At 69.5% G+C, this 14,674-nt stretch carries 1 protein-coding gene (running past one end of the window); it reads right to left on the reverse strand.

Annotated elements, in window-relative coordinates; translation table 11 throughout:
* Positions 1-38 precede the first annotated feature (38 nt).
* Positions 39-14,674: the 3' portion of a non-ribosomal peptide synthase/polyketide synthase gene (locus E1P53_RS00150; RefSeq protein ID WP_165484376.1), read on the reverse strand. 11,320 nt of this gene lie beyond the right edge of the window; the window shows 14,636 of its 25,956 coding nt (coding positions 11,321-25,956); its start codon lies off the right edge, out of view; its stop codon occupies positions 39-41.

Below are 14,674 nucleotides of genomic sequence, written 5' to 3' on the forward strand. Positions count from 1 at the left end.
ATGGAGCGACCGCTGCGTCGGGTCCCCGAGATCCCGACTCAGCGTTCGCGAGGACCGTCCGCCTCACGGAGTGCCGCATCGATCCGCGGACCGATCAGGTCGAGCGCCTCGCTGCCGACGATGCCGAGGTGGTCGGTGTCGAGGTCGACGCGCGTGATCTCGCCTCCCACGAAGGGTTCCCAGCGAGCCGCGATCGACTCCGCGACCTGGTCGTCGTGTTCGCCGGTCGCGACGACGAGCGTCATGTCGCCGGCGTGGTGACGCGGCCGGTGGGCGATGATCCGATCCGCGGAGCTGCCCAGCCGCTGCAACATCCGGTCGAAGGAGTCCGCGTCGAGCAGTCCGAGGCCGATGACCCGATCCCGGATCGCGGCGGCGAGGGCCTCCGGCGACTCGGACTGCGGATCGGTCGGGTCCACGAGTTCGTCGACGTCGATGACCTGCCGCCATCCGCCGAGAAGGCCGGCGGCCGCTCGCCGGGCATCGAATCCGTCGGGCAAACCCTCGGCGGCAACCCCGTCGGCGAGATGCTCGTCGGCTCCCGCCTCGTCGGCCGGGTAACTGTCCAGCAGTCCGAGGAATCCGACCTCGGCGCCGTGCTCGCGCAGCGCGACGGCCATCTCCTGCGCGATCAGTCCGCCGATCGACCAGCCGAGCAGGTGATACGGACCGTCGGGCACGACGCGCCGGATCTCGTCGACGTAGCGCACCGCGAGGTCGCGGATCGTCGCATCCGGCAGCTCGCCGGCGACCACGTACGGGTCCTGGAGTCCGTAGACCGGCCGGTCGTCGAGATACGGGGTGAACGCGCCGAACAGCCAGGCGAGGCCGTCCGCCGGATGGACGCAGAACACCGGGGGCCGCGCCCCCTCGGCGCGAAGCGGCACGACGACGCCCGTCGGCGCCGGCTCCTCGACGCCGGGGTCGTGGTGCGCCGCGAGCCGGGCGCCGAGGTCCCGTGGGGTCGGCCCGGCGAAGACCCACGCGACCTCGACCGGGATGCCGGTGCGTCGTCGCAGCTCCGCGACGAGCCGGACGGCAGACAGCGAGGTGCCGCCGAGGTCGAAGAAGCCCTGGGTGGAATCGGTGAAGGGCTTGCCGGTGACCTCCGACATGCACTCGGCGACCATCTCCTCCCACGGCCCGTCGGGCGCGGCCGGCGCCCCCGGCAGCCGTGCAGGCGAGGTGTCGGCGATCCTGCGGGCGATCCAGGCGTGGTCCGGCCGGCCGGCAGAATCCACGGGCAGTTCGCCGACGATGGTGAGGGTGGTCGGAATCTCGTGCGGTGCGAGGAGCTCGACGAGCTCCCGACGCAGTGTCGCCGCGCGGTTGCCGTCGTCGGTCCTGTCGGGAGCGGCCACGACCACCCACGCGTGGATCTCGTCGCCATCATTCCCCGGGACCGCGACCACGGCGCAGGACTGGACGACGTCGAGTTCGGCCAGCACGGACTCGACTCGGTCCAGGTCCACCCGCAGGCCGCCGATCCTGGTCTGCCGGTCGAGGCGACCGAGGATCTCGATCCGGGGAGCGGAGGCGCCGTCGATCCACCGGGCGAGCAGACGCTCGCCGGAGACACCTCGACCGGCCGAGCGCAGCTCGCCGGGCACGCGCGGCGGCAGGACCCGTCCCCACTCGTCGACGACGATCGCTTCGGTCGCAGACCGCAGGCGTTGTGCCACTGCGCTCGGCACGAGTTCGACGTCACCGACCGTCGGGTCCGACCCGGCGGTGATCGCGTCGAGCATCACGAAGAAGGCCTGCCCGATCGTCTCGACCGTCTCGATGTCGAACAGCGCTGCCGCGTAGTCGATCTCGCCGACGATGGACAGCCCGTCGGCGGTGTGCCGCTCGGCGAGGCCGAGACTCAGATCGACCTTCGCGGGTGGCGCGCCCGCGTCGACGGGCACGATCCGCAGCCCGTCGAGATCCCAGGCCGAGTCCTCGTCGCCGACGGGAGCCGCTGCCGAATCCCCTGCCGACAGGTAGTTCATCATGACCTGGACCAGCGGCGGGTGCGCCGTCGAACGCACCGGCGCGAGGTGTTCGACCAACATCTCGAACGGGATGTCCGCGTGGGCGAAGGCCTCGAGGTCGATGGCGCGCACCCGATCGAGCAGGTCGCCGACGGTGTCGTCGTCGCGCACAGGGGTCCGCAGCACGACGGTGTTGACGAACATGCCGATCATGCGCCGGGTCGCCGCCTGTCCGCGCCCGGAGACCGCGGCGCCGATGTTCACGTCGCCGACTCGGGTGAGGCGGGCGAGGGTCGCCGCGAATGCGGCGTGACAGACCATGAACGCGGTCATCCCGTGGGCACGCGCCGTGGCGAACACGGCGTCGCTGCGCTCCGCCCCGAAGTCGATCGTCAGCCGCCCGCCGCGATGGTCGGTCACGGGAGGCCGCGGCCGGTCGACGGGCAGGTCGATCGCCGCGGGGATCCCGCGAAGGGTCTGCGACCAGTACTCGAACTGCGATGCCATCGGCGACGACTCGTCCTCGATGTCGCCCAGGACCTCGCGCGACCAGAGCGTGTGATCGATGTAGCCGATCTCCAGCGGTTCCGCGCTCTCCGCCGCTCCTGCGCCCCCGGTCTCCCCGGCCGACCCCGACGCGGTCGCATGGCGGTGATACCCGGCGAGGAGCTCCTCGGTGAGGATCTCCAGGGACGCCGCGTCGCCGGCGATGTGGTGGATCACCACGACGACGCGATGCCCGCCCTCGATCGGGGCGACCGCAACCCGGACCGGCAGCTCACGTGCGACGTCGAAGCCCCTGCCGCACAGCATCATCGCGGTTCCGATGTCGTCGGTCTCCTGCCAGGCCAACTGCTCCGCGGCATCGTCGGCATCGAGGACGGACTGTTCGGGTAGCCCGTCGTCACCCAGCGGGTACACGGTGCGCAGCGGCTCGTGCCGACTCATCACGTCGACGAGGGCCGCGCGCAGCGCACTCGTGTCGAGGTCGCCGAGGACGTCGAAGGCGGCGGGCATGTTGTAGACGGGCGAGGTGACGTCGAACTGGTTGATGAACCAGATGCGTTGCTGCGCATACGACAGCGGGATCCGCGACGGACGGCGCCGGGCACGCAGCGGCTGGGCGCCGAGCCGTCGCCTCGTGAGCGTGGCGGCGAGTTCACGCACGCTCGGGGTGCGGAACAGATCGCGGATGTCGATGTCGACGCCGAGCCGGTCGGCGATCGCGGCGACGACGCGCATGGCGAGGAGCGAGTGACCGCCGAGCTCGAAGAACGGCACGGTCACCGAGACCTCGTCGACGCCGAGGACCTCGGCGAAGATCCCGGCCACGGCCCGCTCGATCCCGTCGGCGGGGCGCACGATCTCGCCTGCCGCGATCTCGGGTGCCGGCAACGCCCGACGATCCAGCTTGCCCGTCGCCGTCAGCGGGACATCGTCGAGCACCACCCACTGCGTGGGCCGCATGTACTGCGGCAGGGTCGCCGCGACCCGGGCCCGTACGGCGTCGAGGTCGACGTCTCCCGCGAGATAGCCGACGAGCACACCGGTCGATGCGCCGCCGTGGACCGCTACGGCGGCGTGGGTGATGCCGTCGATTCCGGTCAAGATCGACTCGATCTCACCGAGTTCGATCCGCTGGCCGCGCAGTTTCACCTGAAAGTCCGCACGCCCGAGGTAGTCGAGTTCGCCGGCTGCGTTCCACCGCACCAGATCACCGGTGCGGTACAGACGCGCGCCGTTACCGGTCGGGTCGGCGACGAACCGCTCGGCCGTCAGATCCGGCCGCGACGCATAGCCCCGGGCCAGCTGCGGCCCACCGATGTAGAGTTCGCCGACCACCCCGACCGGGACCGGTCGCAACCGATCGTCGAGGACCAGCGTGAGCGTGTTGGCGACCGGCGCGCCGATCGGCACCGTCTCGTCGTCGGGGTGGAGCAGGTGCGCGGTGACATCGACCGCGGCCTCGGTGGGCCCGTAGAGGTTGTCCAGGGCAGCGTTTTCCGCGAGTGCGGCCATCGCATGCGCGGTCGCGGCGGGCAGGGCCTCGCCGGATGAATGCACTCGCCGGAGCGACGCGAGTGCTTCTCGCCGCCGAGGATCGTCGCCGACGTACTCGACGAAAGATGCCATCATCGACGGCACGAAGTGGACCGAGGTGACCTTCTGCCGGGCGATCTCGTCGAGGATGTATGACGGGTCGCCGTGACGCCCGTCCTCGGCGATGACCAGTCGCGCGCCGACGAGCAGCGGCGCGAACAACTCGGGCACCGACACGTCGAACGTCACCGGGGTCTTCAGCATCACCACTGCATCCGCAGACAGCAGTTCCCGGTCCTGCAGCCACGCCAGCCGGTTGAGCACCGCCCGACGACTCACGGTGACGCCCTTGGGCGTTCCGGTCGATCCGGAGGTGAACAGGGTGTACAGCCCGGTGTCCGGGTGGACGGGCCGGAACCACAGGTCGGCGTCGGCCGCGCCCGGCTCGGTCGCGTCGACGGTCAGCACGGCGGGCGCGACGCCGTCGAGCACCGCCGGCTGCGGGTCGGCGGTGAGGATCACCGAGATCGCCGCGGTGTCGATCATGGCCCGCAGCCGCTCGGGCGGGGTGGACGGGTCGATGCTGACGTAACCCCCGCCGGCGGCGACCACGGCGTGGACGGCGAGGACCAGATCGACCGACCGCGGAATACACACGCCCACAGCCGTTTCCGGACCGACGCCGGCATCGGCCAGGCGACGCGCGAGCTGCGACACGCGGTCGGCGAATTCGGCGTAGGACAGGGTCCGGTCCCCCGCGACGAGCGCGACTGCGTTCGGTTTCGTGCGGGCCTGAACGTAGACGGTCTCGGTGATCGACGACCACGGCAGGTCGAGTTCCGGTCCGGTGGCCATGGTGGCGATTCGGGCCCGCTCGGCGGCGTCGGCGAGGTCGATCGCCCCGACCTCGCGTTCGGCAGGTTCGGCGAGTTGCTCGAGGACGCGTATCAGGCGGGCGAGGGTCGTGCGGACGGTGGACTCGTCGAACAGGTCGGTGGCGTAGACGATCACGATCGGCCATGCCCGGCCCTCGTCGACGGTGGCCACGACGGTCATGTCGAGCTCGGTGGTTTCAGTCGACACCGACACGGGCTCGATCCGGAGACCGGCGAGCGACTGCGGCCAACCGACGTTCTCGTCGGTCGATCCGTGGAAGACCGAAAGCATGACCTGGCACAGCGGGGCGAACGCCTCGGAGCGCACAGGAGAGAGCCGTTCGACCAGGTAATCGAACGGCACGTCCGGACGGGCGAGGGCGTTGATGTCGTCGATACGGGTGCGATCGAGGAACTCGCCGACCGGCAACGTCGGATCGACCTCGCTGCGCAACACGAGGGTGTTGACGAACATGCCCACCAGGTCGTCGAGGTGCGCTTGTCCGCGGCCGGCCACCGGCGTGCTGATCGCGATGTCGCGGGTCGCCGACAACCGGGCGAGCAGCAACGCGAGCGCCGCATGCAAGAGCATGAACTCGGTGAGGCCGTGCTCGCGGCAGACGTCAGCGAGACGCCGGGTCAGCTCGACCGGTATCTCTCCCCGCACCTGAGCAGCGTGTTGCGAGGCCACCGCGGGCCGCGGGCGGTCTGTCGGCAAAGCCAGCACGTCGGGGAGGCCCGACAACCGGTTCACCCAGTAGTGCACCTGCCGGCCCAGAACCGAATCCGGGGCCTCGACGTCGCCCAGTGTCCGACGCTGCCACAGGGCGTGATCGGCGAACTGCACCGGCAGTTCGGAGAACTCGGGCACGCGCCCGCTGGATCGGGCCAGGTAGGCACTCCAGAGGTCCGACATCAGGGGGCGCATCGATTCGCCGTCCGCGGCGATGTGATGGATCAAGACGATCAGCACGTGGTAGCCCGGCCCGGAGATGAGGCGGACACGGAGCGGGATCTCCGCGGTGAGATCGAATCCGGTCGTGCCCACCAGTTCACCGAGGCCACCCTCGGCGGGCACGTCGGTCGCCGAGGTGACCGTCAGATCATCCCAGCGCAGCGCCTCGCGCGCCGCATCTGCCGGAAGAATGCGTTGGTACGGCTCGCCTGCGTCATCCGGGAACACCGTGCGCAGCACCTCGTGACGGGCCACGACATCACAGAAGGCCTCGAACAGCGCGTCCCGGTCGAGGTCCCCGACGAGCCTGACCGCGAGGGGGATCGTGTACGCAGCGGACTCGGGTTCGAACCGGTTGAGGAACCAGACGCGTTGCTGCGCATACGACAGCGGGATACGGGCCGGCCGGTCTGGGACCGCCGTCATTGGCACGAGAGGTGCCTCGGAGTTGTGGACGGTGTCGATGTGCCGGGCGAGGCCGCGGACGGTGGGGTTCTCGAAGACGTCTCGGACGCCGACCCGCACGCCGAACTCGTCGCCGGCGCGGGCGGACAACCGCGTCGCGGACAGCGAGTTCCCGCCGATGGCGAAGAAATCCTCGGTGGCCGACACCTTCTCGAGGTCGAGCAGGTCGGCGACCACGGCGGCGAGGACGCGCTCGGTGTGGCCGACAGGGGGCACGAACGCCTCCGTACCGGCGTCGAGGTCGATCGGTGGCAAAGCTGCCCGGTCGATCTTGCCGACCGGATTGCGCGGGAGTTCGTCCATGATGCGCAGCGCGGCCGGGACCATGTACGGCGGCAGATGACCGGCGAGATGATCCCGCAACTCGTCGATCCCGAGATCGCGATCCGGCCCGATGGGCTCGACGTATCCGGCGAGGTCGGTGACCGGATCCCCGACGCCGATCACGACCGCGTTCCGAACCGCCGGATGTGCTCTCAGCGTCGCCTCGATCTCACCGAGCTCGAGGCGCTGCCCGCGCAGCTTGACCTGGAAGTCGCTGCGGCCGAGGTACGTCAGATCGCCGGTGCGGGACCGCCGGACCAGGTCGCCGGTTCGGTACATCCGGCTTCCCGGGGGCCCGAAGACCGACGGCACGAAGCGCTCGGCGGTCAGGGCCGCTCGGCCGTGATAGCCGCGGGCCAGGGCGCCGCCGGAGAGATAGAGCTCGCCGACGACGCCCGGCGGAACCGGATGCAGACGCTCGTCGAGAACATGGGCGGTGACGCCGGGGACCGGGCGTCCCAGCCGTACCGGCTCGGCCGGGCCGATCGCCGGGGAGGTGACGCTGATGATCGTCGTCTCGGTGGGGCCGTATCCGTTGTGGAACCCGGTGTGGCCGGCCCACCGGTCCTTCTCCGCGTCCGGCACCGCCTCCCCGCCGACGAGCACATCGGTCATGGGCAACGTCGAGGGATCGGGCAGTGACGCCGCGACCGAGGTGACCAGGAACGCGTGTGTGGTGCGCTGCTCGGTGATGAAGTCGGCCAGCTCGCGTCCGCCGTAGATCTCCGGCGGCACCACGACGAGGGTCGCAGCGCTGCCGTAGGCGCCCAACGCCTCGAGCATCGCGGCGTCGAAGGCCGGCGAGCTGATCCCCAGCCAGCGCGCGTCCGGCCCCGAACCGTGCCGGCTGCGGAGCACCGTCGCGACACCCGTCAGTCCGCGATGGGTCACCAGCACGCCCTTGGGCAGGCCCGTGGAACCGGAGGTGAAGATCATGTAGGCCCCGTTGTCGGGGCGCACCGCGGTGCGGGGTTCCGGTCGCGGCAGGTCGGCGCGGGCCCGGAGGTCGGCGGCACGGCCGTCGTCCACTCGCAGCCAGGTGAGGCCGGCGCCTCGGGAGCCGCTGTCGTCGAAGGCATCCGCCGAGCCGTCGGTGAGCCCGACCGCCGCGCCGCTCGCCTCGATGATCCGGGCGATGCGATCGGCGGGGTGCCGCGGGTCGATCGGGCAATACACCGCACCGGACCTGGCCACGGCCCACAACGCCAGTTGCGCGACCGCCGAGCGGGTGAACGCACAGACGACGACGTCGTCGGGGCCGACCCCGCGCTCGACTAGCTCGGCGGCGAGATGTGTGCTCGCACGGTCCAGTTCGGCGTAGGTCCAGCTCCGTCCGGAGTCGACGACCGCGACGTGATCCGGCCGGGTCGCAGCCGCGTGGGCAAAGAGGTCGCCGAGCACCACCGGGTCCGGATCGGGTTCCCCGGACACCAACGGAGACGTCTCCTCGCCGTCGACGAGGAGGTCGAGCTCGCCGACTGCGGTGTCGATGTCGGCGACCGCGGAGGCCAGGAGTCCGACGTAGCGGTCGGCGAGGCGGCGGGCGTCGGCGTGGTCGAAGAGATCGCGAGCGTAGCCCAGCGTGCCCCGCCAGGGTGCTCCTTCGCTCCCGTCGGTCCGGATCGCGACCGTCAGATCGAACTTCGCCGTCTCGTCGCTGATCGCGATCGGCACGATGTCGAGATCCTGTGGCAGTTCCGCGGCGATACCGGCGCCTCCGGCGGCGTCGGTGGTCAGCAGCACCTGCACCAGCGGCGCGTGCGATCCGGTGCGAGCGATGCCGAGCGCGTCGACCACTTCGTCGAAGGGCACGTCTGCGTGGGCGAGGGCGTCGAGATCGGTGTCCCGCACGACGGCGAGCAGATCCCGGAACGGCGCAGACGGTTCGACCCCGGTCCGCAGCGCGACGGTGTTGACGAACATGCCGATGAGGTCGTCGGTGCCGCCGTCTCGCCCCTCGGTCGCGGTGCCGATCACCACGTCGCGGCCGCCGGACAGCCGTCCCAGCAGCGCGGCGAGTGCGGCGTGCAGGACCATGAACGTGCTGACGCCCGCGGTGCGTGCCAGTTCGGCCGCCGCCCGGGCGGTCCGGCCCGGAATGGTGAACTCGACCGTCGCTCCTCGGGAATCGCGCGTGCCCGGACGCGGGTACGTGGTCGGGATCTCCAAGAGGGTCGGCGCGCCGGCGAGTCGTTCCACCCACCAACGGCGGCGCTGCGACGCGACGGCCGGGTCCTCGACCAGGCTCAGCACATGGTCGGCGTACTGACGGGACAGTGGAATCCAGTCGGGGCGTCGTCCGGCGCGGCGGGCCTCGTAGGCGGTCAGGAGGTCGCGGGCGAGCACCGGCCCCGAGGCGCCGTCGGCGGCGATGTGGTGGATCGCCAGCACCAGCAAGGAGCCAGCGGCGGGATCGTCGTACAGGCGCGCCCGAATCGGACGGTCGCGGGTGAGGTCGTAGGGCATCGTGACGAGTTCGCGCGCCCGTTCCTCGGAATCGACGACGGCCCAGTCGAAGTCGGCGTCCACGGCGATCACCTGGTGCGGGCGTCCGTCGGCACCGACCGGGTAGGTGGTGCGCAGGATCTCATGGCGGGCGACGACGTCGCCGATCGCGGCCCGGATGTCGTCGGCGCGGACGCCCCCGCCGATCCGGAACGCGAACGGGATGATGTAGGACGCCACATCGGGCTCGTACTGGTTGAGGAACCACATCCGACGCTGGGCGCTGGACAACGGCAGCGTCTCCGGCCGCGGTCTCGGTGTCGCGGCCGCCGGCACCGTGGACATCCGGGCGGCGCCGGCGAAGCGTCCGGCCAGTCCGCGGACCGTCGGTTCGTCGAAGACGTCACGCACTGTCACCGCGGCGTCGAGCATCCGGCCGATGCGCGCCGTGAGCCGGGTGGCGGCCAGCGAGTTGCCGCCGGCGTCGAAGAAGCTCGTGGTGACCGAGACCTCGTCGAGGCCCAGGACGTCGGCGAAGATCTCGGCGATCGCGACCTCGAGCGGGTTCGCCGGTTCGACGTGCTCGTCACCGGCGAAGTCGGGCAGCGGCAGCGCCTTGCGGTCGATCTTTCCGGAGGTGTTGCGCGGCATCTCCTCGAGCACCACCCAGGACGTGGGCCGCATGTAGGCGGGCAGCCGCTCCTCGGCGACCGCGCGGACGGAGTCGAGATCGAGGCCGGTTCCGGTGAGGTGGGCGACGAGCTGGTCGCCCGACGGCAGCGACATGACCGAGGCGACGACCTCGGCGACCCCCGGAGTGGTGGCCAGGACGTTTTCGATCTCGCCCAACTCGATCCGCTGCCCACGCAACTTCACCTGGAAATCAACACGACCCACATACTCCAACTCCCCCACACCACTCCACCGCACCAGATCACCCGTCCGATACAACCGCGACCCCGCCACCCCGAACGGATCCGCCACAAACCGCTCCGCAGTCAACCCCGCCCGCGACTCATACCCCCGAGCCACCTGAACACCACCCAGATACAACTCACCCACCACCCCGACCGGCACCGGCCGCAACCGCGAATCCAACACCCACACAGACACATTCGGCACCGGACGACCAATCGGCACCACCACCTCACCACCCGAACACACATACGACGTCACATCCACCGCAGCCTCAGTCGGCCCATACAAATTCACCACCCGCACACCCGGCACCAACCCCTGCAACCCCCGCACCGCACCCACACCCAACGCCTCACCCGAACAAAACACCTGACGCAACGACCCGAACCCCGACACACCCACACCACCATCAACAGAACCACCGAGCGCATCCACAAACACCGACAACATCGACGGCACGAAATGACACACCGACACCCCGAACCGCTCCACCACCGACGCCACATACCACGGATCCCGATGACCACCCGGCTCCGCCACCACCACAGACGCCCCAACCATCAACGGCCAGAACAACTCCCACACCGACACATCAAACGACACCGGCGTCTTCCACAACACCACATCATCAACCGACAACCCGAACAACGACTGCATCCACGCCAACCGATTCACCACCGCCCCATGCGACACCGTCACACCCTTCGGCCGACCCGTCGACCCAGACGTGAACAACGTGTACGCACCCACCAACGGCGACAACTCACCCACACGCTCCACCACACCCGCCAAATCACCCGAAACACCCGACCCCACACCACAATCCACCTCAACACACACCACACCCAAACCCTCCGGAACCACCACACCCACATCACCCGACCGCCTCAACACCACCCCACACCCAGCAGTCGACAACACAAACCCCACCCGCTCCACCGGCACATCCGGCTCCACCGGCACATACCGACCACCCACAACCACCACCGCATGCACCGCCACCAACAACTCCAACGACCGCGACATCACCACACCCACAGCCGAATCCACACCCACACCCACACCCAACAACCGCTCCGCAACCCCCGCAACCAACCCACCGAACTCCCCATACGACACCGCACGATCCCCACACCACACCGCCACCGACGACCCCGACACACCCACACACCCAGCAACCAACGACCCCAACGAACAACCACCCCACCCAAACCCCACAACCGGACCACCCGACCACGACTCGACAACCCCACGTTCGGCGGCGTCGGCGAGGTCGATGTCGCCGACGACCACCCGGTCGTCGGCGACGCCTGCGGTCAGGACGTCGACGATGCGCGCCCCCAGTTCGCGAACCGTCCGCTCGTCGAAGAGATCGGTGGCGTAGACGATGCGACCGGCGAGACCGGCGAGACGGCCGTCGTCGTCGCGGTCGGTGGTCATGCCGATCATCAGGTCGAATCGCGCCGCGGGGCTGCCCGTGTCGACGGGGGTGGCCGTGAGACCCGGGACGGAGATCTCCCCGACCGGGGACTGTTCGAGGGTGAACATGACCTGCGCGAGCGGGGCGAAGGCCTCGCTGCGCGTGGGTGCGAGGGCATCGACCAGGTACTCGAACGGCACGTCCGAGGCGGCGAAGGCATCGAGATCGGTCGTGCGGACCTGGCCGATCACCTCGCCGAAGGTCGTGTTCGGATCGACCCGGGTGCGCAGGACCACGGTGTTGACGAACATGCCGACGAGGTCGTCGAGTTCGGCGCGGCCGCGGCCCGCGACGGGGGTGGCGACTGCGATGTCGGTGGTCGAGGCCAGGCGCGACAGGACGACCGCGACGGCCGCATGCAGGACCATGAAGAGCGTGACGCCGCGTCGGTGTGCGTAGTCCTCGATCACCGACGCGAGGTCGTCGGGTACCTCGATGTCCACGACCCGGCCCCGGTGAGAGGCGACCGCCGGCCGGGGACGGTCGGTCGGGAGTTCGAGGACGTCGGGCAGATCGGCCAGCTGATCCTTCCACCACGCGGCCTGGCGGCCGAGTTCGGAATCCGGGTCGTCGAGACGGCCGAGGGTGTGACGCTGCCAGAGGGCGACGTCCGCATACTGCACGACCGGCGGTTCCCAGGTCGGTTCGGTTCCGGCCACGCGCGCACGGTAGGCCGTGAGCAGATCGGCGACGAGCGGCCGCAACGACTCCCCGTCGGCGGCGATGTGGTGCAGCACGACGACGAGCAGGTGGTCTCCGGTCGATCCGAGCGTGACGACTCCGGCGCGGATCGGCAGGTCCCGGGTCACGTCGAAGGCGGTGTTCGGGAGGTTCTCGACGTCGGCGTCGTACCACCACTGTCCGACGCCGAGCTCCTCGACGTCGAGGACGTCCTGCCAGGGGCGCCCCTCGAGATCCTGCGGGTACCGGGTGCGGAGCACCTCGTGGCGGACGATGACGTCGGCCAGGGCCGTGCGGAGCGCGACGACGTCGACGCGCCCGGACAGCCGCAGGGCGAAGGGGATGTTGTAGGCCGGCGACGACGGATCGAACTGGTTGATGAACCACATCCGCTCCTGCGCGGGCGACAGCGGAGGACGCGCGGGCCGCGGGATGGACCCCAGGTCGCGGACATGTGCCGCATCGTGCTCCCGCCCGGTGGTCGTCTCGTCGCGTCGTTCGTCGACCCACCGGGCCATGGCGCGCACCGAGGGACCGTCGAAGAGTTCCCGGACGCCGAACGGCACGCCGCAGGCGTGGGAGACCCGCGCCGCCACCCGCGTGGCCGAGAGCGAATGGCCACCGATCTCGAAGAATCCGTCGGTCACCGAGATCTGGCCGGCCGGGCGCTCGAGGACCTCCGCGACGATGTCGGCGATCTGTCGTTCCGTGTCCGAGGCCGGCGGGACGATCGCGCGCGGGGTGAGGTCGGGCGCGGGAAGCGCCTTGCGATCGATCTTCCCCGAGGTCCCCAGCGGCATCTCGTCGAGCACGACGACGGTGTCGGGAACCATGTAGGGCGCGAGGTGCCGGGCGGCATGCTCGCGGATGTCGGCCCCCGTCGTGCCGACGGGACCGGACACATAGGCGACGAGTCGTTCGTCGCGGACCAGCACCGCGGCAGAGATCACGCCGGGCGCGTCTGCGAGGACGTTTTCGATCTCGCCCAACTCGATCCGCTGCCCACGCAACTTCACCTGGAAATCAACACGACCCACATACTCCAACTCCCCCACACCACTCCACCGCACCAGATCACCCGTCCGATACAACCGCGACCCCGCCACCCCGAACGGATCCGCCACAAACCGCTCCGCAGTCAACCCCGCCCGCGACTCATACCCCCGAGCCACCTGAACACCACCCAGATACAACTCACCCACCACCCCGACCGGCACCGGCCGCAACCGCGAATCCAACACCCACACAGACACATTCGGCACCGGACGACCAATCGGCACCACCACCTCACCACCCGAACACACATACGACGTCACATCCACCGCAGCCTCAGTCGGCCCATACAAATTCACCACCCGCACACCCGGCACCAACCCCTGCAACCCCCGCACCGCACCCACACCCAACGCCTCACCCGAACAAAACACCTGACGCAACGACCCGAACCCCGACACACCCACACCACCATCAACAGAACCACCGAGCGCATCCACAAACACCGACAACATCGACGGCACGAAATGACACACCGACACCCCGAACCGCTCCACCACCGACGCCACATACCACGGATCCCGATGACCACCCGGCTCCGCCACCACCACAGACGCCCCAACCATCAACGGCCAGAACAACTCCCACACCGACACATCAAACGACACCGGCGTCTTCCACAACACCACATCATCAACCGACAACCCGAACAACGACTGCATCCACGCCAACCGATTCACCACCGCCCCATGCGACACCGTCACACCCTTCGGCCGACCCGTCGACCCAGACGTGAACAACGTGTACGCACCCACCAACGGCGACAACTCACCCACACGCTCCACCACACCCGCCAAATCACCCGAAACACCCGACCCCACACCACAATCCACCTCAACACACACCACACCCAAACCCTCCGGAACCACCACACCCACATCACCCGACCGCCTCAACACCACCCCACACCCAGCAGTCGACAACACAAACCCCACCCGCTCCACCGGCACATCCGGCTCCACCGGCACATACCGACCACCCACAACCACCACCGCATGCACCGCCACCAACAACTCCAACGACCGCGACATCACCACACCCACAGCCGAATCCACACCCACACCCAACCCCAACAACCGCTCCGCAACCCCCGCAACCAACCCACCGAACTCCCCATACGACACCGCACGATCCCCACACCACACCGCCACCGACGACCCCGACACACCCACACACCCAGCAACCAACGACCCCAACGAACAACCACCCCACCCAAACCCCACAACCGGACCACCCGACCACGACTCGACAACCCCACGCATCTGCTCCGGCATCGGGTCGAGTGCGGCGACGGGTGTGGTCGGGTCGTCCGCGACGGCGCCGAGCAGGTCGACCAGGTTGGCGGCGACCACCTCGACGACCTCGGCATCGACGGCGGCGAGGTCGGCCCTGACGACGAGGGACAGACCGTCGCCTTCGGGTGACGCGATGAGGGCCAGCGGGTAATGGGTGGCGTCGGAGG

Origin of the sequence: Gordonia paraffinivorans (genome assembly GCF_900683595.1) — a bacterium.
Taxonomy (GTDB): Bacteria; Actinomycetota; Actinomycetes; order Mycobacteriales; family Mycobacteriaceae; genus Gordonia; species Gordonia paraffinivorans.